Raw genomic sequence first — 23787 nt, 5'->3', positions numbered from 1 at the left:
CTCCTGCGTAAGATTGTTTGTGTTCAGACATTATTACTTGAGGGCAGACTAATAAGTAGTATAAAGCCCTCGTGAACTCGGAAAGGCTAGAAAGCAGTTATGAAATATATTGCACTTCTTGCGGCGGCACTGCTGATTGGTGCCGACCAGCTGATTAAATACTGGGCAATGGAAAGCCTTTCTCAGGTTGGTACCATGCCTGTTTTAGGGGATGTGTTTCAACTTACCTATGTTGAAAACAGAGGTGCCGCTTTTGGCATTCTGAAGGGGCAGAAGTGGATACTGGTTGGGGTAACCTCGCTGGTGATTATTGGTGCTATAATATTCCTGCTGATTAAAAACCTTAAGAGCAAAACGCTTATCTGGGCGATTGCGCTGATTATCTCAGGCGGTATTGGCAACCTGATTGACCGTATCGTGCGTGGTTATGTGGTGGATTACCTCTACTTCAAGTTGATTGATTTCTATGTTTTCAATCTGGCGGATGCCTGTGTTTGCGTAGGTGTCGGCCTTGTGATTATATACCTGATATTTATTGAGCCCAAACTTCAAAAACAAAAGGCTCAGGCCCAAACAGCAGACGGTGGTTTGAGTGAGCAAGAATGAGCATTATACGGTTTCCCCCGAGGATAATGGTGCGAGGCTGGATGCCTTTATCAGGGCAGCTCAGCATGAGCTTTCGCGCTCTCAGGCTCAAAAGCTCATCGACGAGCGCATGGTCAATGTTAACGGAATGCTGCAGAGTAAGAATTACAAGCTCAAGGCAGGGGATATTGTATCCGTAACTATCCCCAAGCCCGTTTCGCTTGATGTTGTGCCGGAAGCTACGTCACTTGATATTGTCTATGAGGATGCCGATGTTATTGTTGTCAACAAACCAAAGGGGATGGTGGTTCATCCCGCGGCAGGTAACTATAGCGGCACACTGGTAAACGCGCTGCTCTACCACTGTGGAGACAGCCTCTCCGGTATTAACGGCGTGGCAAGGCCGGGCATCGTGCATCGTATTGATAAGGATACCAGCGGGCTGTTAATGGTAGCCAAGAACGATTACGCACATAACTTCTTAGCACAGCAGATTAAAGAACACTCCTTTTTGCGGGAATATGAGGCCGTGGTATATGGTACGCTAAAGGATGATGAGGGAACAATCAACGCCCCCATCGGCAGGCATCCGGTACACCGCAAGAAGATGGCGGTCACCGAGAAGAATTCAAAAAATGCGGTTACCCACTATCGGGTTATCGCGCGATATAACGGCTTTACTCACATTCGGGTAAAGCTTGAAACCGGCAGAACCCATCAAATCCGCGTGCATATGGCCTACATCGGTCATCCGGTTGCGGGCGATGAGCTCTATGGCCCCGCAAAGGTCATACAAGAGCTGCAGGGCCAGTGCCTGCACGCAAGGTGCCTTGGGTTTGTTCACCCCGTCACAAAAGAGTGGCTGCAGTTTGAAACCGAGCTGCCGGAGTATTTTACAGCTTTTTTAAGCAAAATTAACAGGGGGTAGCCGATGGCTAAACGTATAGAGGATTTTCTGGTGGTTTCGGATATGGACGGAACCCTATTGGATGAAGAACATAAGGTTTTACAAAGGAATTCTGAAGCGATCAGCCGTTTTAAGGCCAAGGGCGGGCATTTTACCATTGCAACAGGCCGGTCCGTTATGTCAGCCAAGCCGTATGTGGAGATGCTTAAGCTCGATATCCCGGTAATTGTATCAAACGGCTCGATGGTATATGATTATATCGATAACAAGATTCTGTTTGATGCCTTTTTATCGCTCGAGGCGGAGCAGTATGTCTATCATCTGCTTGACCAGTTCCCCGATGTGGGTTGCGAGTCGTTTGTAGGGATAGAAACCTATGTGCTACAGAACAACCCCTACATAGTGGAGCACACAGTGATTGAAAATATTGAGTTCAGCTACGCTACCGAAAGAAACGCGCCGCACAACTGGTCTAAGGCGATCTTTGCCGACGACCCCGAGAAGATTGAGCGATTGGAAGCCTATGTATACAAGAACGGTTTTCCTGATTCTGCGGTGTTTGTAAAATCAAGCCCCAAATACTTCGAGATTCTGCCCAAAGGGGTAAATAAGGGAACAGGACTTATCCACCTGGCTGAGCTGATGAACATCAGAATGGAGAATACCGCTGCAATAGGCGACTTTTATAACGATGCCGAGATGGTAGAAGTTGCAGGTATCGGCACGTTTGCCGGCAACGCCCCGGAGGACTTGAAAAAGCGGGCAGACCTTGTGGTTTGCGATTACAGGCAGGGCGCAGTGGCCGAACTGCTGGAGCATATTGAACGGCTATGCCGGTAAAATATAAGGCTATGTTTTTAAATTATGCAACGCGTTCTACCACTTCAACACAGCAAAAGATACTTTTAACGTCTTACAGACATAGCCTAACATCACTATTCAAACGGAGGACAGAAAAATGGATTCAAAAAAGAAGCTGGAACTTCAAAAAACGGCCTGTAAGGTTCGGATGGGTGTCATCGAAGGCACCTTCAACGCCAAAAGCGGGCATCCGGGCGGATCGCTATCCATTACCGATGTGTTGACCTATCTCTATTTCAGCGAGATGAATATCGACCCTAAAAACCCCGCTAAGCCCGACCGTGACCGGCTGGTGCTTTCTAAAGGGCATTGTGCGCCCGGCCTTTACTCGGTGCTTGCAAATCGCGGCTATTTCCCCGTTGAAGAGTTGAAGAGGCTCAGAAAACCGCACGAGATTTTGCAGGGCCACCCCGATATGAAGAGCGCTCCCGGCGTTGACATGACGACCGGTTCGCTGGGGCAGGGCATCTCCGCCGCCTGCGGTATGGCTCTTTCCGCAAAGCTTTCGGGTGAGAGCTATCGCGTATACGCTATTCTTGGCGACGGCGAGCTGGAAGAGGGGCAGGTTTGGGAGGCCTCGATGTTTGCTGCCCATAGAAAGCTGGATAACCTCTGCGTGATTGTTGATAACAACAACCTTCAGATTGATGGCGCCATCACGGAGGTTTGCTCTCCGTACCCCATTCCCGAGAAGTTTGCAGCCTTTGGGTTCCATGTAATCGAGATCAACGGCAACTGTTTCGATGATATCGAGAAGGCCGTTTCTGAAGCAAAGACGATAACGGGAAAACCTACGGCCATCATCTGCAAGTCAGTAAAGGGCAAGGGTGTGTCATTTATGGAAAACAATGTAGACTGGCATGGCACCGCACCCAATGCCGAGCAGTACGAGCAGGCTATGGGCGAGCTGAAGGCAGCGCTTGCGGCACTTGAAAACGCATAATTATTAAGATTGAGAATTAGTATAGGCGGTTCAACGATAAGCTTGCTAACCCTTTTGGGCTTGTTCTTCCGATTGACCGAAGATATCAATTCCCCGACAACAAACAGAAAGAGATGATTATAATATGGCAGATGTTATAAAAAAGGCTACCCGAGACAGTTACGGCGAGGCGCTTGCCGAGCTTTCCGATACCATGCCCAACCTTTTTGTGTTGGACGCCGACCTTGCTAAGGCCACCAAAACCATTACGTTTAAAAAGAAGTGCCCCGAACGTTTTGTAGACTGCGGTATTGCCGAATCCAACATGATGGGTATTGCGGCAGGGCTTGCAGCTACCGGTAAGGTAGTATTCGCCAGCACCTTCGCCATGTTTGCGGCAGGCCGCGCTTTTGATCAGGTTCGTAACTCAATCGGCTATCCTCATTTAAACGTAAAGATTGGCGCCACCCATGCGGGCATTTCTGTTGGCGAAGACGGCGCCACCCACCAGTGCAACGAGGATATCGCGCTGATGCGCACCATTCCGGGTATGGTTATCATCAATCCCGCTGATGATATTGAGGCGAAGGCTGCGGTGAAAGCTGCCGCGCAGTATAAAGGCCCCGTTTACCTGCGTTTCGGCAGGCTCGCGGTGCCGGTGGTTAACAGCGAAAACTACCAGTTTGAAATCGGCAAGGGCGTAACCCTAAAGGATGGCAAGGACGTTACCATTATCGCCACCGGCCTCATGGTTTCGGAGGCGTTAAAGGCAGCAGAGGCTCTAACCACCGAGGGTATCAGCGCCCGCGTAATCAATATCCACACCATTAAACCTATTGATAAAGAACTCGTCATCAAAGCGGCAAAAGAAACCGGCGCTATTGTAACCGCAGAGGAACACAACATTATCGGCGGTCTTGGCGGTGCGGTAGCCGAGATTCTGTCAGAGAACTGCCCCACTCCGATGATTCGTGTGGGCGTAAACGATGAGTTTGGTACCTCCGGCGCTGCCACCGAGCTCCTCAAGCTCTATGGCTTATCGGCAGAGAATATTGCCAATAAGGCCAAAGAGGTTATCAAGAAGAAATAGTAGCTGTAAAAACAAGAAGGGCCTGAGGGATGCTTTCCATCCACTCAGGCCCTTAATGTTATTGGTTATCTGCCTCAAACTCTTTTGAAAACTCTACATCACTGTTTGAAAGTATGGGTAACGTTTTACCTTGCGGTTTCTGCCGCTGATAAAGGTTTGTACCGGAACAGGCGGGTTCTTCCGGTGCATGCCTGTGGCTAGCATTGTTTTTCTTAACAGGGTTCCCCTTCATTTTATTGTCATACCTTTCTTTGATATTCGTGGTTTTGATACAAATCCTATAAAAACGCCCTGCAGTAACAGTTTATAAAAATCCCCGTAGCCTTGCCATAAATAAATTATCAAGCTCAATCGTCTTTTCTGCCATTCTTTTAACACTTGCACTGCAGTCGCTGTATTCGTTCAAGCTTCGGCTGATGTATATCACATGTGCTGTTGTGTCTTTAATTAACGCTTCAGCCAGAATCATTTCATCCTTTTCTGCTTGCTTTGCTGCTTGCACTGCCGGTTTACGGTATACAGCCGATTCCTTCAGTTCGGTTAGCGAAACATCCATGCGCTCAAGTGCACTTTTGGCATCCTGCTTCGTCTGCTTGGCTATCCTTAATTGGCTGGCCACTACATAGGTTAGCGCTGCGGAATACTCCTGTTTTAGTAAGGTGTTAAAGCTTTTGATTTGGTCTTCGGCAGAGAAATAAAGGCAACACAGAACCTCACAATCGCTGTTCATCGCCTAGTTATTTTCCGTTTTGGGCTGAAAGTAGGCTTTGGGGTGCTCACAAACGGGGCATACCGCGGGGGCTTCCTTTCCGTAATGAACGTGTCCGCAGTTCGAGCAGATCCAGGCAATCTCGCCATCCTTACTGTATACCTTGTTGTTGTTTACGTCATTTAGGTTCTTTTGGTATCTTTCTTCATGAGCCCGCTCAATAGCAAGAACCCCTTCAAACAGTGCAGCGATTCGCGTAAAGCCCTCGTCCCGCGCGGTTTGGGCAAACTGGGCATACATCTCGCTCCATTCGTAGTGTTCACCCGCAATGGCATCGATTAGGTTATTGACAGTTGGGGGAACGCTGTTGTCGTGAAGCTGGCGAAACCATATCTTTGCGTGTGCAGCCTCGTTATCTGCGGTTTTCTTAAATACCTCTGAAATCATATTTAAGCCGTCTGCCTTGGCCTGCGATTCATAGTAGCTGTATTTAGCCCAAGCCTGCGCTTCTCCTGCAAAGGCGGCAAGCAGATTTTTTTCGGTTTTTGAGCCCTGTAGTTCCAAAATAAAAACCCCCTAATGTTTTGTATTACTAGTTTAAACAAGCTTGTAAAGACTATACAGCAACGCAATTGGTTATTGTCTTTTTTACAGAAAAGGTTATAATCTTGCTATGAACGATTCTTATTAAGCTTCAGTAATTATAACCATTCCTTTATGGAAATTGTGCGGTTTCGGCTTTTGCCAAAATTTCGGTCGTTGATTGAAAAGCACAAATCCCTAGTTTGAAAGGTTTATCTTTCAAATTTTATACCTATGATTGTCACTTCTTTAAAAGATGTATGTACTATGAAAAGAAAGGAAAGCTTCATCCGCTATGACAATCTTCGATATATTTGAGCCGATAGGCATCTTCGTTTTTGCTATATCGGGCGCTATCACTGCGGTAAAAAAACATATGGATATCATCGGAGTGTTCATCCTTGCCTCGGTAACGGCCCTCGGCGGCGGTGTACTGCGCGATGTAATTATGGATAGAGGCATTCCCGCTGCGTTTTCAAACTATGATTATTATGTCCTCATATTGCTTGCCGTAATTTTTATCTCAACTGTTGGCCCCAGCCTGCGTTGGCCTTGGGCATTAACCGTCTTCGATGCCATCGGTCTTGCGGTTTTTACCGTTGATGCGGGAATAAAGGCAATCGATATGAATCTAAACCTGCTGGCCTTTCTGTTTATGTCGGTGATAACGGGGGTTGGTGGGGGAGTATTAAGAGATATGCTTTCCAAGGAGGTGCCGGTTATCTTCCGGCGCGAGATTTATGCCCTGGCGGCTCTAGTGGGTGCGATCTGCCTTTGGGTGTTTACGCCGCTTATCAACGAGGCGGCGGCAGCCTATCTGTCGGTAACGGTAATACTCGTTATACGTTTGCTGGCGGTTTATTATAAGCTTGATTTACCCAGAATTATCAATTAACCTTATTGGAGGGAACGGATATGAAGCGTGCGGTAGTCTTAAGCGGCGGTGGGGCCAGAGGCTCGTACGAGATTGGGGTATGGAAAGCACTGCAGGAGCTGGGGATATCCTACGAAATTGTTACCGGTACCTCAGTTGGCTCATTAAACGGTGCGATGATGGCACAGGGAGATATTGATCTTGCCTATGAAATGTGGGAAAGGATTGATACCAGTCACATCCTTGACCTTGAGATTACGCAGGATACCCAAACGGTGGAGGGGATGTTCGGCCTGCTGAACTCCTTTGCCAAGGAGGCCTTTAAAACGCGCGGCGTAAGCAGTGCGCCTTTGCAGAAGCTGCTACTGCAGGTGATAGATGAAGAAAAAATAAGGAACTCACCGGTTAACTTCGGTCTTGTAACGGTTGAGGTGCCGACATTAAAACCCCATCAGCTTTACATAGGCGATATTCCCAGCGGCAGGTTGATTGATTACCTTGTTGCAAGCTCGTCGGCCTTCCCGGCAATGCACAGCCACGAGATAGACGGCAGGCTGTATGTCGACGGCGGATATTATGACAACACCCCCATCAACCTTGCGGTGAAGGCGGGCGCTGAGGAGGTAATAGCTGTCAAGCTCAAGGCAGTAGGCGTTGAAAAACTCTCACATTATCCCTCAATAAAGCTCGATGTAATTGAACCTAAGTGGGATTTAGGTGCCATGTTGGTGTTTGACGGAAGCCGTGCCAAGCGGAATATTGCATTGGGGTATTACGACTGCTTAAAGTATTTCGGGCAATATGACGGGTTTATGTACACCTTTTTCAAGGGTGACGCGGAAAAGAATGCTCATCGTATTCTTGAATTGTTTATGACATTTTTCATTAAACTCAATTTCAATATCCGGGCGACTGTTTCGCCGACATTCTCTCAAAGGTTTAGCGGTGCACATGAATACATTGCCCAGTTTGCGGTTTTAAAAGCCGCCAGAAGGCGCTGCGGCAGTAAAGATCTGTCGGAGGCCGACATCGTTACTGCGGCTGCAGAGGCGGCGGGGGAGCTGCTGGATATCAGCCCGATGGAGCCGTACTCTTTTGAAACCTTCAACCTCAGGCTGATGAATCAGCTGGTACGTTATGCCAGACTGCCATACTCTGAACTGAACCTGGATGTGAACCCGGCACTCTCGGTAAAGGAGTGCCTTACCAATATCACCCGGGCCGTTTCACCTATTTCTGCCCCGAACAGGATGATGTATATTCTTTCTTGCCTTACCGATGAAGAAAGGCTTGTACAGAACAAGCGGCTGCTTACCATGCTGGCGGTTTCTATGCCGGTTGAATTTATGGCTGCCCTATACATCAATGCACTCAGAGATTTTATACTGCTTGAATAGATTTTTTACTTTGGCAGACTGATAATTTAATCAGCCTGCCAAACTTATTATTGAAAGAAAGAAATAATTGACAGAGGCAATTCGATAGTGATATACTCCATATGGATGGTGCTTGGATGATATATGGAGGGTATATAGATGGATACCGAGAAAATTACAATCAATTTAGGTGCTGTAGACCTGGGACAGATTGACCTTTTGGTGGATCAGGGCTTTTACTCCAACCGTTCGGATTTTATCCGTACCGCAATACGCACCATGCTGTCGACACATGGGGATGATCTGCAGCGCATAAAGTCTACCAACCTGTTCAGAATGGATAAGGTTGTTTCGGAGCTTAACAAGGTTAACGATGAAGCGACACAGGCAGTGCAGGAGGTTGAAAAAATCAATCCCGCAAGTCGCGGAGGATACAGCTTTGCGGGAACCGGTATGTTTGTTTTTGATAAGGCTTACCTTGAGAGTGTAAAAATATCAGGTCGCAAAATTGAAGCAACAATAGTCGGTATGCTCGTTATAACAAAAGATGTGTCTGTTGAGCTTGTGAAAGAAACCTTTAAAAAAGCAAAGGTGTATGGTGTTATTAAGGCATCAGAAGAGGTAAAAAGTGCTCTTTTGAACATTGCGGATAACAAACACTAGAGATATATACATGGCATAAAGAAAGGACTGTTTTGAATGATTACAGTGAAGGAACTTACAAAAAAGTATGAAAAGCTTACGGCGGTTGATAATATCAGCTTTACCGCCCACCCCGGGGAGATTACCGTAATCCTTGGCCCGAACGGGGCAGGGAAGTCTACCGCTATTAAATGCATAGCGGGGCTGTTAAAATACAGCGGCCAGATAGACATCTGCTCCTTCCACAATAAAAGCCTGGAGGCAAAACGAATCCTCGGCTATATCCCCGAGGTGCCTGCACTGTACGATCTGCTTACCGTAGGTGAGCATCTGGAGTTTATCGCGCGTGCCTACCGGCTGGAGGATGGCTGGCAGCAGCGCGGAGATGCCCTGCTGGAGCGTCTTGAGATACTGGATAAAAAGGATAAGCTCTCGCGCGAGCTTTCCAAGGGTATGACGCAAAAACTCAGTATAGCTGCAGCACTGCTGCCGCAGCCAAAGGCTGTAATCTTTGACGAGCCGCTGGTGGGGCTGGACCCCAAAGCCATTGAAGAGGTTCTTAAGATGTTTACCGAGCTCAAGGAACAAGGTATCAGCGTGCTGATTAGTACACATATTATCGATACCATCGAAAGCATCTGGGATAGGGCGCTTATCATGAGCAAGGGCACCATTTTAAGTGAGATCACCCGTGAAGCGCTGGGCGAACAGCCTCTTAAAGAGCTGTTCTTCTCCTTAACAGGAGGGGTGCAGGAATGAAATCGATTCTGTACCTGCTTTGGCGCAGATATATAAACGGCCTTAAGCGTACCTTCACAAAGCCATTAAGCGCAATTATCACGGTACTTGCGGGTGGCGGCATGCTTACGGGAATGATCTTCGCCTTTGCCTTCCCGCGTAAAGGTATCGACGGCGACCTGAATATCATTGTTTCCTGTATTCTGCTGGGTATCGGTTTACTGCTTTCCAATGCGATGCTATCCTCCAACCAAAACGGTATATTTACCCTGCAGGATGCAAACTTTCTGTTTCAGGCGCCCATAAAACCCGCTTATGTCTTGTTTATGGCGATTCTGCAGATAGTACCTACCTCGCTGCTTACGGCCTTGATGTTTACCTTCTACATTCCGTTCCTTACTGGCACAAGTATGGGCGTGGGTGAATATCTGCTTACCCTGCTGCTTACCAGCCTGCTGATTGCCTTTACCTACCTTGTTTTTTATTATATCTATATTCTGGATACCGAATATAAGGGAATCCGCAAGAAGTCCAAATATGTGCTGTGGGCAGTTATAGGGTTGATTGCACTTGTCTTCCTTGCGGTGTTCTATTCTAAAGGATTTAATATCTACGAAGCGGCGAAAACATTCTTCTCCAGCCCGTTTTACAATGCCCTTCCGCTGTTCGGCTGGGCAAAATGGGGGGTAATGGGCACCATTGAGAAGCAATACCTTACCGCCTACATTCCTGCGCTGTTGCTGATGTTGGGAACCAACCTGCTGCTCATCTATGCCATCATGCGCTGCAAGGCTGATTTTTATGAGCAGGCACTCAGCGATTCCTATAAAATCAACGAGATTCTGGAGAGTGCCAAAACAAACAACTACGATGTCCGTTCGGTAGCCAAGGTAAAAAAGAAGGTGCAGAAGGGCTCCTTCAAATCGGGCGCCGCGGCCCTTTTCTCAAAACAGATACTTGAAATGCGAAAAACCTCCACCGCGTTTGTATTCCGCGAGCTGATTTCGGGGCTTGTATATATTGCGATGGCATATTTTATGAAAATGAGTTTTGTATTTGTTTTTTACATGATTCTGTTTATATCACTCACGGCATCTACCAGCGATACATGGAACAGGGATTTTAAAAAGCCCTATGTGTTCCTGATACCTGAAAGCTCACTGAAAAAAGTATTGTATTCTGTTCTGCCGTCGTTCTTTAAAACAGTGTTCAACGGTACGATAATCTTACTGCTTTCCGGAATTGTCTTTAAAGCGCCGGTGACAGATCTGCTTGCATATATCATCATCTTTGCAAGCTTTTCAATGGTGTTTGTATTAACCGAGGTGCTCTCCTATCGCGTGATGAACGGGCTGAAAAGCGCTGTGGCACTGGCATTTCTGCGTTCCTTGTTCGCGATGCTGGGTGGTATACCGTCGGCCATTGCGGCGGTTATCCTGATGATTATCCTGCAGGATGCATTTTCGGTTATCTATATAGCGCCGATTATAGTGTTGATGAATCTGGCCGTAAGCTTGTTGATGGCATTTTTGAGCCGAAGTCTGTTTGAAAGCAGTGAGCTGGCATAAAGCTATGATAATTGAGAATTTACAAGTAGCAGAACCATCGCAGCTTGAAATGGTTTGGGATATCTTCACCCGCGCAGTGGTACAGATGAACAGTATAGGGATCAACCAATGGGATGAACTTTACCCCGATAAAGCCATTTTGCTTGAAGATATACAGAAACAGCAGCTTTATATCTTCAGTGTGGATGACCAACCGGCAGCCTGTGCAGTGCTAAACGAAGAGCAGTCTGAAGAATATCGAGAGGTTCAATGGCAATATACGAATGGAAGGATTGCGGTAATACATCGGGTGTGCGTTGATCCAAGACTGCAGAATAGGGGTATTGCAAAAAAACTGCTGGTTCAGGTAGAAGAACTGTTCAAACGGCAGGGTTATACCTCGGTTAGGTTAGATGCGTTTTCGCAAAACCCTTATTCAAACAGGCTGTATCACGGCGCGGGTTATGTTGCCCGCGGGGAGATATTCTTCCGCAAAGGCAAGTTTTATTGTTACGAAAAATTACTATAAAAACACAAGGACGATTGCATTATTAGCAGTCGTCCTTGTGTGTCTTTACAGCTATTGTTCTTTTTCTGAATAATGCGTATTACTCGAATACCGTTTCAACCACCTTGCTGCAACAGTCGGGTGAATATTGGAACCTGTCAATATGGCCCTCGGTGATAAAATAGCTGAAGGTTGGGGTATAGTTGTTAACCTCAAACGAATCAACAATAATCAGCTTTACCTTCATCTTTTCGGGGATAAGTGATTTTATGTAAACACTAGCATGCTGCCCGGCGGCAACATCCTCTTTCAGTTCCGCAAGGCCGGCAAGATTAGGGGCAAGCTCTACAAAAACGCCATACTCCTCCACCGAACGAATAATGCCGGCAACAGTCTGCCCGGGTGCGAAAAAGATAGAGTTTTGCGCCCAAGTGCCTAGCAGCTCCTTGTGTGAAAGGCAGATACGTCCGGCCTCGTCAATGCTGCGTACAACGGCATAGATATCCTGCCCGCACCGGAATCGATCCTTTGGGTGCATAATACGCGAAACGGATATGCTGTCGATTGGAATAAGTGAAGGAATCCCACAGCCGATATCCACAAAGGCACCGAAGGGTTCAAGATGGGTTACCCTTGCCGGAATTACGTCGCCGCTGCGCAGCTTAGCCAGATAGCTTTGCCTGCATTCCTCCTGAGCCAGTCTGCGGGACAGTATGGCTATAGGCTTACCAGAGCTGTCTGCTTCGAGGCTCAATACCTTGAAGCAAACGGCCTTGTTTACCCTTGATATAATGGCAATATCCTTAGCGGTACCATCGATAATACCTAGTGCACCCTCTTCACGGGGTATAACGCCACGCATGATCCCAAGGTCTACCACCAGATTATGCTCGCTGTCGCACACTACCGCACGCGCTTCCAGTGTTTTGTTCGTCAGGCAAGCCTCCTGCAGAGCTGCGGCGCTGCGCATATGCTGTTTGTTTTCTGCGGTTTCCAGCAACAGACCTTCCGGTTTATAGCTGCTCATTTTAACCATTACCCCCCGTTTTCTTGGGCCAACAATCAGCAAAGGAACTGAGCACTGAAGGTTGGCTTTTCCTGTACACAACATAAGCTGCATTAACATTTATATGAGGGGCAATATGGGGAATAGACCATTGCAGCAGGGAAGAATGGTGTTTTTATCGGTTAATAAACCACAGTATCTCTTCCGCCGGAGTTTATAATAATACTCCTAATCCTATCCTCATCAAAGGCATCGGCAACAATATCAACGGTGGCATCTGAACTGAAAACGTCCGACTCGGTATCTTTTTCCCTATGGGCTCCATCTCCTGCGACCATGCCGAACAACCCGTTTCCATACCTGACGGTACCGGGATAGATGTTGTTCATAAGAGGTAAGATATCCTCTGCGGAAGCCCTGTCCTCCTGAAGGTATTTGGGGGGCAACAGGGTAATCTCCTTTACCCTCAAGTGCGCCTCGCGAATTCGCTTTACACAGATTTCTGCGGTTTCAACATTTTCAAAACGGCTGCGTATCAATATTTCCATGCATGCCTCCAAGCTCTTGATTTATTAGTCTACGCTAAGCATTAAAATATTGTACCCATGTTGAAATCTGCTAGTATAAAATGTTGTTCTCCAATTGTTTCCGTTTAGCACCGGGTATCAGGCAAGATTTAAGCACTATTTGTAAAACTAGACTGTTTTTGATATAATAAAGCTATACCTTTAAAGCAAAGGAGAAACACAAATGAAAAACGATAATCGGTTTGCGGTTTTAATAGATGCCGATAATGTTTCGGAGCGATATATAAAATTCATTCTTGACGAGATCTCCAACGAAGGAGTTATCACCTACAAGCGAATCTATGGAGATTGGACCAAGCCTGCGCTGGGTTCGTGGAAGAACGTTCTGCTGGAGCATTCCATCACGCCGATACAGCAGTACGGTTATACCACCGGGAAGAATGCCACCGATTCAGCCATGATTATTGATGCGATGGATATCCTTTATGCTGCAAATGTCGAGGGCTTTTGTATCGTGTCCAGTGACAGTGATTTTACGCGTCTGGCCTCACGTCTTCGCGAGGCAGGTATGACGGTAGTAGGAATGGGTGAAAAGAAAACGCCCAGCGCCTTTATCGCTGCATGCAATAAGTTTAAGTATTTAGAGGTCATTTCGCAAGAGGTAGCACCCGCCGGCCAATCACAAAAAAGTGCACCGGCCGTGGAACAAACAGCGCTTGAAACGGTCAAGAAGGCGATTCTAACCATTATTGAGGAGACCTCGGATGAAGAAGGTTGGGCCCTGTTAAGTATGGTGGGAGATACGCTGCAAAAGCGTTATCCTGCTTTTGATGTACGAAATTATGGCCACAGCAAGCTTACCCCATTTATTAACTCACTGGCAGAATTTGAAATTAAATCGGTAAGAACAAAAGAAGGAAACGTTAAACTGAATTATATACGTAAAAAGGTGAAGGCTCAATCCAAAGCCAAAACCACGCCCAATAAATAATACACTAATATTGTATAATATGCCTTGACAGTTTTACGAATTCATATTATACTTTAGTAAACAAGTTAGCATATGCTAACAGCAAGCGGAGGCAAAGACATGGCTACTTATGTTATCGTTGGTATAATAATACTATTATCAGTATTTGCAGTTATTAAAATTGTTATGGACCGTAAAAAGGGCGGGTGCAGCGGGAACTGTTCCGGTTGCTCCATGCAGTGCAGCTGCCGAAGTGAAGTTGCTGTCCCAAAGCATAAACGGCTCGTTGTCAATAATTGTGGTGCAGGAAAAGGAAAGAATGGGAACAATAAAAGCAACGAAGGAAGCGTTAAGAGGACAATATAGAACTGTTTTGAGCGTGTAAAATCAAAGTGAATATTTCCTGTCGAGTCTATCCCGAAATTTGTGTAAACCTTCATTGAGGTGTAAAATTGAAGCACCACAATGGAGGTTTTTACATATGGCTAAAAGAAATCGTAGCCCGGAAGAAACGGAGTGCCGCGATAAGATTCGGGATTTGCTGCAGATAAGCAACACCAGCAGCATGGATGACATTCAAGATCTGTTTCAGGAAACCATTGCTGAATATATTGAAAACGGCCTCGATGCGGAACTGGACGCGGAACTAGGCTACAGCAGATATGACTACCGGTACAAAGAAACATCAAACAGCCGGAACAGACACTAGCAAAACCTTACGCACGAGTTTCGGAAATGTGGATATTGCCGTACTTTAGGACAGGGACGGGCAGTTTGAGCTGAAGCTCTTCTAGAAAAGAACCAGTACAGCGTCGAGCTAGGGCATTGGAAGAAGGCTGTTTACATCGCTATCGGCGTTAATCTGGATTGGCATAAAGATGTTCTGGGTATGTCATGATTCACGCCCAACTGACTGTATTTTTCGCCGGCCGAATGCCAGACTAACATCAGCTGTTATATTGCAGATATGGCGGCATCGGACAATGCCGATGCCGCCATATTATATTCTTGCTTCATTTTTACGTTCGATGCTGGAGTTTACACAAAATCGGGATACACGCTGGAGGCTTTAGAAAATACTTAGCAGCGGCTATTGTTGTCATCCTTGCTGTTGCGGAAGTCGTTATTCCTTTTTTCGTTCTTTCTATCATTGACATTATTCTGGTTGTTTTGCTGATTGTTATTCTGTACATCTCGTCTTTCATTACGATTGTTCTTATCCATAGTATCACCTCTTTTCACCTGTAATCTTTAATTACCATTGACAATATTGTTTGTAAAGGTTTTAAAATTATACCGAAAAGTGCAAGGAAAAATGGTCATAGAATGCAGTAAAACTGCTTCATATGACCATCATTATTTAACACTTAATCATCCTGCTTAGCTAAGTAGGGTGCAACAAGGTCTTTGATTACCTCACCTGCCAGTATCAAACCGGCTGCAGAGGGTACAAAGGCGACGCTGCCCGGTATCTGCCTGCGAATGGTACATTTTTGTTTGGTATCCGGCGGGCAGACACAGCCGGTTTTACAGCCGCCGCCTTCAATATCAACCGGTGCAATCGGTGGCTCTTTAGAGTAAACGACCTTCAGCTTATCAACTCCGAGGTTTTTCAGCTCTTTTCGCATTACGCGCGCGAGTGGGCAGACGCTGGTTTTATAGATATCGGTAACCTCAAAACGTGTCGGATCGAGCTTATTACCCGCTCCCATACAGCTGATAATCGGAACACCAAGCTTGTAGGCTCTTAAAATAAGCTCGAGCTTGGAAGATACGGTATCAATGGCGTCTACAATATAATTATATTGCGTTAAATCATAATTATCGGCGTTTTCGGCAGTGTAGAAGCAGGAAAACACCTCAACCTGTGCCTTGGGGTTGATATCAAGTATTCTCTCGCGCATAACCTCGGTTTTTTGTCGACCCACCGTAGCGTGTGTGGCAATCAATTGACGATTAATATTCGTAAGGCACACCTTGTCGTCGTCAAATAGGGCGAAGCCGCCTACTCCACTGCGAGCCAGCGCCTCCACCACATAAGACCCCACTCCGCCGATGCCGAAAATCGCAACCCTTGAAGCCTTTAACGCGTCAACAGCCGGTGCGCCCAATAGCAGCTTTGTTCTTGAAAATTCATCTTGCATGAAAAGGTATACTCCTTTAATTAATCTACAATACTGCTGAGGGTCCGCATGGCCAAAATGGTTTGTTCTATAAGGTAGTCAAGCTCCCACCCAAGCATTCTAGCGCCCCGTTCTATAACATCTCTTGAACATCCTGCCGCAAAATTAGCAGTCTTATACTTCTTTTTAACAGACTTTAACTCAAGGTCGGATACACTTTTAGAGGGGCGCATGAGGGCAACCGCGCCAATCAGCCCCGTAAGCTCGTCCACGGCATATAAAACCTTCTCCATGATATGCTCGGGTTCAATATCCACCGTCAGCTTATAACCGTGGCTTGCAGTCGCATGGATGATTCGCTCATCAATGCCGTTCTCCCGCATAATCTCCTGCTGCTTGATGCAGTGTTGATCGGGGAACATCTCAAAATCAAGGTCATGCAACAAGCCGACAATACCCCAAAGCTCTTTTTCCTCTCCAAAGCCTAGGGTATCCGCAAAATACCTCATTACACCCTCTACAATCAGCGAATGTTTTAGATGAAATTCTTCCTTGTTATATTGTGTAAGCAGCGTCCAGGCCTGCTCTCTGGTGATTGAACCCACGATACATATCTCCTTTTCCTTGCTTTATAATTATTATTACTGAACGGTGGTCTCATTTGTTTTGGGATGTTCAATCTCTTTTTTTCTGTATAAAATGAATCGATCCTTGCTGCTTGCATATTTCAGTAAAATCCCTGCCAGTACATAAAAGACCGGTAATACACTGATAACGCCGATGTTGCATGCGGCCTGAACCAGATAGGCACCCACACCGCAAAATATGGCCTGAAGGGTGCAGGGTAATACTTTGAACCGTTTAAGCAGCGGAAACATCAGCAGGATAAGAAACAGCATAAAGCAGATAAATGCGGGAATACCCATGGTGGCGGCAATCTCCAGATATTCACTGTGGGCCTTATCGATATATACATTCGTTCCCCCCACCGCGATACGGTCAGCCTCCGTTACCAGCGGCTCCAGTGCCGTTCCAAGACAGTCCGGTCCGGTTCCCAACAAGGGATAATGTAGAATTGTTTGTAATGTATAACGGTAAATCACCGTTCTGCCGGAGCCGAAGCTTTCGGATTTGATATTCTGCACCTGATGTGAGAAATCTTGCCCTCGTTCCGAAATGCGTCCACCATCCGTTAGGGTTAATAAACTGAATAACAGAACAAAAATCAGCAAAAGAGCAATCAGGCGTTTAAGATTTTTAAAAATCAGCTTATACTGAAATATGGCCATCGCCATTGAAAAAGCCAAAAACCCAAGCCATGCTACCCGGGTTAGGGATACCACCAAACCGCTGAAGAATAAACCGGATAATATGAAGAATAGAATTGTTCGTTTTTTGGTTTTTGCCGTCAGGTAGAGTACCGCGGCAATTGGGGTGAGCATAGTGAAATAACTGCCCAGAAAGTTACGGTTTCCAATAGTACCGCGGGCTATGTATCGCCCATAGGTTTTTGCTCCAAACGAATCAAAGAAAAGCTCTATACCATAATACTGCAGTAATGCAATTATGGCGATGATACCGGCAGAGGCAAGTAATGCGTAAAGGACCGCTCGTATATTTTTGGCGGTTAAAAACGATGCACAGAAAACCAATACGGAGAGATAGAAGAAATAAGAGTAAAAACCCTGATATCTCCCGGCTATACCTAAAAAGGCGTTGGATCTGTTTAGTGCAAAGAGGGAAGATAACAGTACCAGTAATGCAAAGACAATATATAGTTTGCTGAGTACAAGAGGTTTGTATCGACTGAAGTAACCGTAAATGCTGTAAAATAACATTAGGCTTGCGATGATACAGAAGAAAATGAATTTGAAATAATAATAAAAATCGGATGATATGAAGAAGGTATTGGGTTTCAGGCTGATATCAACAGCCGTTTCCCCCACAATAAGCGGCAAAACCGCCGCGCAGAGGGTGGCGAGCACGGTACTGATCCATTGAAGCAGCCCGGTATTTGGAGGCCTGTCTGTTTTAAAGGTAAACATAAACCCCGACCCTCCTTATAGGGGAATCTACTAGGTGATGATAAAGTCTTATTTTGGATTATTATAACATAATACGAAGCAGAATAGTATACATTATATGTTTAAAATCAGTTATTTTATAACGGTTACTCAGAGTTGACACCAAGCTGTTTTAATAGTACGCTATAGCTAGTTAAACTTAGGTGCTAAACCAATGATGGAAAGGTCAGATATAATAATGAATTTACAGTTTTACATGCCAACCAAGGTTGTTATGGGTAAGGATTGCGTAAGGCAAAACGCTGTGCAGCTTACCGCTTTAGGTACCAAGGCACTTATTGTAACCGGAGCGCATTCCGCGAAGGCAAACGGCTCTATGGATGATGTAATCGCCGCACTTCGCGAAAATGGCAAGCAGTATGCGGTTTATGATAAGGTAATGGCAAACCCCACCATAGCATGCTGCTATGACGGTGCAAAGGTTGCCAAGGAAGAAAAGGCCGATTTTATTATCGCTATCGGCGGTGGCTCCCCGATGGATGCCGCCAAGGGAATTGCACTTCTGGCGTGCCAGGATATAGCGGAGGAGAATCTTTTTAGTGGCAAGTATGGGGAAAATGTTCTGCCGATGGCTTTTATCCCTACCACTGCGGGTACAGGCTCGGAAGTTACTCCCTATTCGGTTTTAATAAACCATAAGGTTAAAAGCAAAACCAGTATCTCCTCTCCGCTGTTATTTCCGAAGCTGTCACTGCTGGATGCAAAATATACAATGAATATGCCAATGCATACCACCGTCAATACGGCTATCGATGCGCTTTCGCATGCGGTAGAGGGGATGCTTACGGTACGGGCCACATCTGTAACCGATATCTTGGCAGCGGAAAGTATCCGCTGCATTTCAGGACGTTTTGAGGCATTAAAGAGCGGGAAGCTAACCTATGAAGACCGTGAGCAGTTGTTATATGGCTCGATGCTGGCGGGAATGGTGATTGCTCACACCGGCACCACGGCGGTTCATGCAATGGGCTATTCCTTAACCTACTTTAAGAATGTGGATCATGGCCGTGCCAACGGCCTGCTTCTGGCAGAATTCCTCCGTTTTATATCCTGCTCCCGTCCCGACCTGACCAATGCCGTTTTGAAACCGATGGGGTATAGCTCAATTGACCAATTTAGTCATACGCTGAATGAACTTCTAGAAAAGAAGGAATTGCTTACCAAAGAAGAGGTTGAGCAGTATACGGCAATCTCGGAAAGAGCCAAAAGTATTCCAAACAGTAAGGTTGTGCCAGAGAAAAATGACATTCGAAATATATATTTGAAAAGTTTTAACTTATAATTTACGGGCAGGAAGAAGAACCTGCCCATTTTTGAAGACAATGATAGACTAACATCGTTAGTATAGATGAAGCATTTAAAACATTGAAGGGTAGGGTGGATGACATGGCAAAAAAGATATTAAAGATTTTTGGGTGTATTATACTGGTTATTGCGTTAATAATCATCGGCTTTGCAACTTTTATATTATTGGGTAAAGATTCTACAATGAAGCAGCCTATCGGTGACATTAACCTTTCTAATGTAGAAGACGGGGTATATACCGGCAGCTACAACGGGTTTCGTTTTTCAGACGCGGTTGAGGTGATCGTTAAAAACCATGAAATTACCGATATAAAAGTAATTAAACCACAGCTCTTTGCAAAAGAATCTGTTTATCAGGAGCTCACCGAAAAGGTAAAAGAGCAGCAAAGCTTGGATGTGGATGCAGTTACAGGTGCAACGGCAGATACCAAGGCATTTTTAAAGGCGGTTGAAAACGCCATCAAAAACAAATAGCGGCCTTAAATATTGAACACCCCCGAACGCTACCGTTTGGGGGTGTTGTAGTAAATAACCCTTACACTTCTCTCGATTATAAAACATCTAAAGAATCGAGAGAAAAGTCTGACTTAATTGCTTTGTAAAGACTTCATAGAAAGGATTTAATGAGAGATTAGTGTTATAAAGCAAAGTAATCCACGGCGGCCTGGAACAGTTTTTGGTTCTTCTCGCCGGGTACGTTCTTAATAACATTATCGCCCCTGCGTTCACTGTGCCCCATCTTGCCGAAGATACGGCCGTCGGGGGAGGTAATACCCTCAACCGCATATGCAGAACCATTGGGGTTGAAAGGAATATCCATGGTGGGAACGCCCGAGAGATCTACATACTGTGTGGCAATCTGTCCGTTCTGAACGAGCTTTGTCATTAGTTCATCGCTAATAATAAACCGACCTTCACCGTGTGATACAGCAATGGTGTGAACATCGCCTACCTTGTTGTACATCAGCCATGGCGAGAGATTGGAGGCTACACGGGTACGCACCATCATCGACTGGTGTCTGCCGATGGTGTTATAGGTGAGGGTAGGGCTTACCTCGTCCACGTCAACGATATCACCGAAGGGTACCAAGCCGAGCTTGATGAGTGCCTGAAAACCGTTGCAGATGCCGATCATCAGGCCATCACGTTGGTGAATGAGTTCACGCACCGCTTCTTTAATCTGCGGGTTTCTAAAGAACGCGGTAATAAACTTTGCCGAACCATCCGGCTCGTCACCGCCCGAGAATCCGCCCGGGATGGCGATAATCTGGCTGTTTGAGATGGCCTTTGCCATGCTTTCAACCGACTGGGCAACCGCTTCGGGTGTTAGGTTACGAACCACAAAACATTCGGCTTCGGCGCCTGCCAAGGTAAATGCCTTTGCAGTATCATACTCGCAGTTTGTACCCGGAAACACGGGAATCAGTACTCTCGGCTTTGCAACCTTTGCTTTGGGCGCGGTACGCAGAAGTGCATTGTAGGAGTATGCCGGTAAATCTGCTGCAGGCTTAGTAAAGGCAGCGGATGCATGTTTTTCGGTATTATAAGAGAATGCCTCCACGGGGCCTTCCTTGCCCTTCACATTGCAGGGGAATACGCTTTCAAGCTTATTCTTCCAAAGGTTTTCCAAGGGCATAATCGCAGTCTTTTTACCGGCATATTCAATATAATATTCACTCTGCGTTACACCGATAATATTAAGCTCCTCAACGTTACTGTTCAGCTCCAGCAAGAAGCCGCCGTAGCCGCCGGAGAACAGAGCTTCATCGTCAATTTCCTTGGTGAAGGAAAAACCAATCTGGTTGCCTAAGCCCATCTTAAAGATGCCCTCGGCAATGCCGCCCATCGATAGTGCCCACGCAGAGAGCACCTTTCCTTCAGAAATCAGGGCTTCTACCTGATCAAAGCAGGCTTTAATACTGTCAAAATCGGGCAGGCGGTTTGCAAGGGTTTTAGGCTGAATAAGCGCAACGTGACTGCCGCTCTGCTTAAACTCAGTGGAAACAACCGTTGAGGCCTTTCCGCAAGAGATTGCAAATGAAACCAGCGTGGGGGGAACGTCAATATCCTCAAAGCTGCCGGACATAGAGTCCTTGCCGCCGATAGCCGCAATACCCAGTTCCAGCTGTGCCTTCAATGCGCCCAAAAGAGCCGCAAACGGCTTACCCCAGCGCTCAGGGTTACCCTTGGTACGCTCGAAATACTCTTGCAGGGTGAGGTAGCAGCCCTTGCGTGAACCACCTGCCGCAATCACCTTTGCCACCGAGCTTATAATAGCGGTCATTGCGCCGTGAAAGGGGCTTTGCTCAGAGATAAACGGATCAAACCCATAGGCCATAATCGAACAGGTATCTGTATTGCCGTCTAAAACCGGTATCTTGGCAGCCATGGCCTGCGTTTCAGTTAATTGTGTCTTTCCGCCGTAAGGCAGTATTACCGATGCGGCACCGATGGTGGAGTCGAAGCGTTCTACCAAGCCCTTCTGTGAGCAGATGTTCAGGTCGCTTACCAGTTCCTCCATACGAGAGGCAAAGTCCTTATTATCCGCGGCCTTTTCTCGGAAGGATGGAGCATTTACCTTTACCGCCGTTTTCTTGGAAGCACCGTTGCTGTTTAGAAAATCACGGGTGATGTTTACGATATTGATGCCGTCAAGCTCCATAACCAAACGGTTGGTATCGGTAACGTCCGCAACATAGGTGGCTTCAAGGTTTTCGGTATCAGCCAGCGCGATGAAACGCTCAAGATCCTTTTTGCGAACCACACAGGCCATACGTTCCTGCGATTCACTGATGGCAAGCTCGGTACCGTTTAAGCCGTCATACTTTTTGGGTACACGGTCAAGGTATATTTTCAGCCCGTCGGCAAGCTCGCCGATGGCCACAGAAACGCCGCCTGCGCCAAAATCGTTGCAGCGGCGGATAAGCCCGGTTACCTCGGGGTTGCGGAACAGTCTTTGCAGCTTGCGTTCCTCGGGGGCGTTACCTTTTTGAACCTCCGCACCGCAGCTTTCAAGCGAGGCAAGGGTATGGGATTTCGAAGAACCTGTGGCACCGCCGCAGCCGTCACGACCGGTCTTGCCGCCAAGCAGCACCACTACGTCGCCGGGTTCAGGGCATTCGAGAATTACATTTTCAGCCTTTGCAGCACCCACCACGGCACCGATCTCCAAGCGCTTTGCCACATATCCTGGGTGGTAGAATTCTTTAACATGGCCGGTAGCAAGACCGATCTGGTTGCCGTACGAAGAATAGCCGTTTGCCGCTGTGGTAACAAGCTTTTTCTGCGGCAGCTTTCCCTTAAGGGTTTTCTCAAAGGGGGTAAGCGGGTTGGCAGCGCCTGTTACGCGCATGGCCTGATAAACATAGGCACGCCCGGAAAGCGGGTCGCGGATAGCGCCGCCAAGGCAGGTGGCCGCGCCGCCGAACGGCTCAATCTCGGTAGGATGGTTATGGGTTTCGTTCTTAAACAGTAACAGCCAATCTTCCTCTTTGTTATCCACATCCACCTTAATCTTCACCGTACAGGCGTTAATTTCATCGGATTCATCAAGGTTAGGGAGCAGGCCGTTCTTTTTAAGGTACTTTGCACCGATTACCGCAATATCCATGAGTGTTTGCGGCTTGTTTTTGCCGGCATACAGCTCTTTGCGGCAGTTTAGGTAATCGTTATAGGCGTCCTGGATATAGTCACTGGCAATGTCGGCTGATTCTATCTCGGTAAGGAAGGTGGTATGCCGGCAGTGATCCGACCAATAGGTGTCAATCATACGAATCTCGGTTACGGTCGGGTTGCGTTTTTCGGTATTCTTAAAATAATCCTGACAAAACTTAATGTCGTCAAGATCCATGGCCAACCCCATGGATACAATGAACCCGCCGAGCTGTTCCTCGGTATAATCAATAAAGCCGTCAAGGGTTGCAACAGGCTCTGGTACCGGCTGCTTCATTTCAAGCGTGTCAAAGGAAGCAAGCGTCGCCTCCCGGGACTCTACGGGGTTTATCAGATAGCCCTTAATGGTTTCAAATTCCGCGTCGGTAACAGCGCCCTTCAAAATAAATACCCGTGCCGATTTAATCAGCGGCCTGGCTTTCTGCGTCATCAGTGAGATACACTGGCCGCAGGAATCAGCGCGCTGGTCAAACTGCCCGGGTAAGAATTCAACCGCAAATATCCGCTCGTCCGCATTTAACGCAGGCAGCTTGTCATAGACGTTATCTACCTGTGGCTCTGAAAAGATGGAGCGCTTTGCCGCCGCAAAATCGCTTTCGCTCAATCCCTGAGCGTCATAGCGGTTAATCACCCTTACGCCTTTTAGTGACTGGATGTTAAGAGTAGAGTGGATATCCCCCAAAATTCCTTTAGCCTCTACCGCAAACTCGTTCTTCTTTTCTACATACACACGAAAAACTTTCATCTGTTTACAATCCT

General features: G+C 46.7%; 25 protein-coding genes and 1 pseudogene. 16 read left to right on the top strand and 10 right to left on the bottom strand.

The features are described from left to right. Positions 1-99: 99 nt before the first annotated feature. From lspA to BLR50_RS03475, 5 genes are all read left to right on the top strand, one after another. The gene (gene lspA / locus BLR50_RS03495; RefSeq protein WP_092638618.1) at positions 100-606 is read left to right on the top strand and encodes a signal peptidase II; all 507 of its coding nucleotides are present in this window, start codon (positions 100-102) and stop codon (positions 604-606) included. Then, the gene (locus BLR50_RS03490; RefSeq protein ID WP_092638615.1) at positions 593-1513 is read left to right on the top strand and encodes an RluA family pseudouridine synthase; all 921 of its coding nucleotides are present in this window, start codon (positions 593-595) and stop codon (positions 1511-1513) included. Before lspA ends, BLR50_RS03490 begins: the two co-directional genes overlap by 14 nt. A 3-nt stretch (positions 1514-1516) precedes the next feature. After that, positions 1517-2332 (top strand): Cof-type HAD-IIB family hydrolase, encoded by an 816-nt coding sequence (locus BLR50_RS03485; protein ID WP_092638613.1) that lies wholly within the window; start codon positions 1517-1519, stop codon positions 2330-2332. 118 nt (positions 2333-2450) lie between these two features. Continuing rightward, a complete protein-coding gene (locus BLR50_RS03480; RefSeq protein ID WP_092638611.1) occupies positions 2451-3296 on the top strand; it encodes a transketolase in 846 nt (281 codons plus the stop codon). A 124-nt stretch (positions 3297-3420) separates the two neighbouring features. Beyond that, entirely contained in the window at positions 3421-4365 is a 945-nt protein-coding gene (locus BLR50_RS03475; RefSeq protein ID WP_092638610.1) for a transketolase family protein, read from the top strand. 58 nt (positions 4366-4423) lie between these two features. Here BLR50_RS03475 and BLR50_RS14400 read toward each other — a convergent pair whose 3' ends face one another. The 3 genes from BLR50_RS14400 to rbr all read right to left on the bottom strand — a co-directional run bounded on the left by BLR50_RS14400 (position 4424) and on the right by rbr (position 5638). After that, positions 4424-4597: a hypothetical protein gene (locus tag BLR50_RS14400; RefSeq protein WP_162840307.1), complete on the bottom strand. Its 174-nt coding sequence runs from the start codon at positions 4595-4597 to the stop codon at positions 4424-4426. A gap of 72 nt (positions 4598-4669) precedes the next feature. Beyond that, positions 4670-5095, bottom strand: a complete 426-nt coding sequence (locus BLR50_RS03470; RefSeq protein ID WP_092638609.1) for a hypothetical protein — start codon at positions 5093-5095, stop codon at positions 4670-4672. 3 nt (positions 5096-5098) lie between these two features. Beyond that, positions 5099-5638 (bottom strand): rubrerythrin, encoded by a 540-nt coding sequence (gene rbr / locus BLR50_RS03465; protein WP_092638608.1) that lies wholly within the window; start codon positions 5636-5638, stop codon positions 5099-5101. Positions 5639-5951: 313 nt separating this feature from the next. Between rbr and BLR50_RS03460 the strand changes: the two genes are divergently transcribed. The 6 genes from BLR50_RS03460 (at position 5952) to BLR50_RS03435 (ending at position 11362) form a co-directional block, all read left to right on the top strand. Continuing rightward, on the top strand, positions 5952-6551 hold the full coding sequence (locus BLR50_RS03460; RefSeq protein ID WP_092638606.1) for a trimeric intracellular cation channel family protein: 600 nt from the start codon (positions 5952-5954) through the stop codon (positions 6549-6551). Positions 6552-6571: 20 nt separating this feature from the next. Next, positions 6572-7927 carry a patatin-like phospholipase family protein gene (locus BLR50_RS03455; protein WP_092638603.1) on the top strand — a complete coding sequence of 452 codons (1356 nt, stop codon included), beginning with the start codon at positions 6572-6574 and terminating at the stop codon, positions 7925-7927. Between the two features lie 138 nt (positions 7928-8065). Further along, on the top strand, positions 8066-8569 hold the full coding sequence (locus tag BLR50_RS14395; RefSeq protein ID WP_162840306.1) for a hypothetical protein: 504 nt from the start codon (positions 8066-8068) through the stop codon (positions 8567-8569). Between the two features lie 36 nt (positions 8570-8605). Then, on the top strand, positions 8606-9307 hold the full coding sequence (locus BLR50_RS03445; protein WP_092638600.1) for an ABC transporter ATP-binding protein: 702 nt from the start codon (positions 8606-8608) through the stop codon (positions 9305-9307). After that, positions 9304-10854, top strand: a complete 1551-nt coding sequence (locus tag BLR50_RS03440; RefSeq protein WP_092638596.1) for a putative ABC exporter domain-containing protein — start codon at positions 9304-9306, stop codon at positions 10852-10854. The genes BLR50_RS03445 and BLR50_RS03440 overlap by 4 nt, the downstream gene beginning before the upstream one ends. After that, the gene (locus tag BLR50_RS03435) at positions 10841-11362 is read left to right on the top strand and encodes a GNAT family N-acetyltransferase (protein WP_143008032.1); all 522 of its coding nucleotides are present in this window, start codon (positions 10841-10843) and stop codon (positions 11360-11362) included. The genes BLR50_RS03440 and BLR50_RS03435 overlap by 14 nt, the downstream gene beginning before the upstream one ends. Before the next feature lie 79 nt (positions 11363-11441). Here BLR50_RS03435 and BLR50_RS03430 read toward each other — a convergent pair whose 3' ends face one another. Beyond that, a complete protein-coding gene (locus tag BLR50_RS03430) occupies positions 11442-12368 on the bottom strand; it encodes a S1 RNA-binding domain-containing protein (RefSeq protein ID WP_092638656.1) in 927 nt (308 codons plus the stop codon). Between the two features lie 161 nt (positions 12369-12529). Continuing rightward, the gene (locus tag BLR50_RS03425; RefSeq protein WP_092638590.1) at positions 12530-12895 is read right to left on the bottom strand and encodes a hypothetical protein; all 366 of its coding nucleotides are present in this window, start codon (positions 12893-12895) and stop codon (positions 12530-12532) included. 202 nt (positions 12896-13097) lie between these two features. Between BLR50_RS03425 and BLR50_RS03420 the strand changes: the two genes are divergently transcribed. From BLR50_RS03420 to BLR50_RS03410, 3 genes and pseudogenes are all read left to right on the top strand, one after another. Further along, positions 13098-13865, top strand: a complete 768-nt coding sequence (locus tag BLR50_RS03420) for an NYN domain-containing protein (RefSeq protein WP_092638587.1) — start codon at positions 13098-13100, stop codon at positions 13863-13865. A 99-nt stretch (positions 13866-13964) separates the two neighbouring features. Further along, positions 13965-14210, top strand: a complete 246-nt coding sequence (locus BLR50_RS03415) for a FeoB-associated Cys-rich membrane protein (RefSeq protein ID WP_143008031.1) — start codon at positions 13965-13967, stop codon at positions 14208-14210. Positions 14211-14325: 115 nt separating this feature from the next. Continuing rightward, a pseudogene (locus BLR50_RS03410) lies at positions 14326-14599 on the top strand (transposase); the annotation flags it as partial. A 325-nt stretch (positions 14600-14924) separates the two neighbouring features. On the opposite strand, the gene BLR50_RS14390 reads toward BLR50_RS03410, so the two are convergent. From BLR50_RS14390 to BLR50_RS03395, 4 genes are all read right to left on the bottom strand, one after another. After that, positions 14925-15068 carry a hypothetical protein gene (locus BLR50_RS14390; RefSeq protein ID WP_162840305.1) on the bottom strand — a complete coding sequence of 48 codons (144 nt, stop codon included), beginning with the start codon at positions 15066-15068 and terminating at the stop codon, positions 14925-14927. A 143-nt stretch (positions 15069-15211) separates the two neighbouring features. Beyond that, positions 15212-15988 carry a tRNA threonylcarbamoyladenosine dehydratase gene (locus tag BLR50_RS03405; RefSeq protein WP_092638581.1) on the bottom strand — a complete coding sequence of 259 codons (777 nt, stop codon included), beginning with the start codon at positions 15986-15988 and terminating at the stop codon, positions 15212-15214. A gap of 20 nt (positions 15989-16008) precedes the next feature. Continuing rightward, a complete protein-coding gene (locus tag BLR50_RS03400; RefSeq protein WP_092638579.1) occupies positions 16009-16572 on the bottom strand; it encodes an HD domain-containing protein in 564 nt (187 codons plus the stop codon). 36 nt (positions 16573-16608) lie between these two features. Further along, positions 16609-18012, bottom strand: a complete 1404-nt coding sequence (locus BLR50_RS03395) for an O-antigen ligase family protein (RefSeq protein ID WP_092638573.1) — start codon at positions 18010-18012, stop codon at positions 16609-16611. 217 nt (positions 18013-18229) lie between these two features. Here BLR50_RS03395 and BLR50_RS03390 point away from each other — a divergent pair, with 217 nt between their 5' ends. Together BLR50_RS03390 and BLR50_RS03385 are read left to right on the top strand one after the other, a co-directional pair. Continuing rightward, complete coding sequence (locus tag BLR50_RS03390; RefSeq protein WP_092638572.1) at positions 18230-19333, top strand: iron-containing alcohol dehydrogenase family protein; 1104 nt, start codon at positions 18230-18232, stop codon at positions 19331-19333. Positions 19334-19437: 104 nt separating this feature from the next. After that, the gene (locus BLR50_RS03385; protein WP_092638571.1) at positions 19438-19830 is read left to right on the top strand and encodes an FMN-binding protein; all 393 of its coding nucleotides are present in this window, start codon (positions 19438-19440) and stop codon (positions 19828-19830) included. 163 nt (positions 19831-19993) lie between these two features. Here BLR50_RS03385 and BLR50_RS03380 read toward each other — a convergent pair whose 3' ends face one another. Next, positions 19994-23773: a phosphoribosylformylglycinamidine synthase gene (locus BLR50_RS03380; RefSeq protein WP_092638570.1), complete on the bottom strand. Its 3780-nt coding sequence runs from the start codon at positions 23771-23773 to the stop codon at positions 19994-19996. Between the last annotated feature and the right edge of the window lie 14 nt (positions 23774-23787).

The sequence above is a fragment of the Acetanaerobacterium elongatum genome (assembly GCF_900103835.1).
In the GTDB taxonomy this organism is placed as follows: Bacteria; Bacillota; Clostridia; order Oscillospirales; family Ruminococcaceae; genus Acetanaerobacterium; species Acetanaerobacterium elongatum.
The sequence above is the reverse complement of the archived record's forward strand: the minus strand, read 5'-3'. Positions and strand labels throughout refer to the sequence as shown.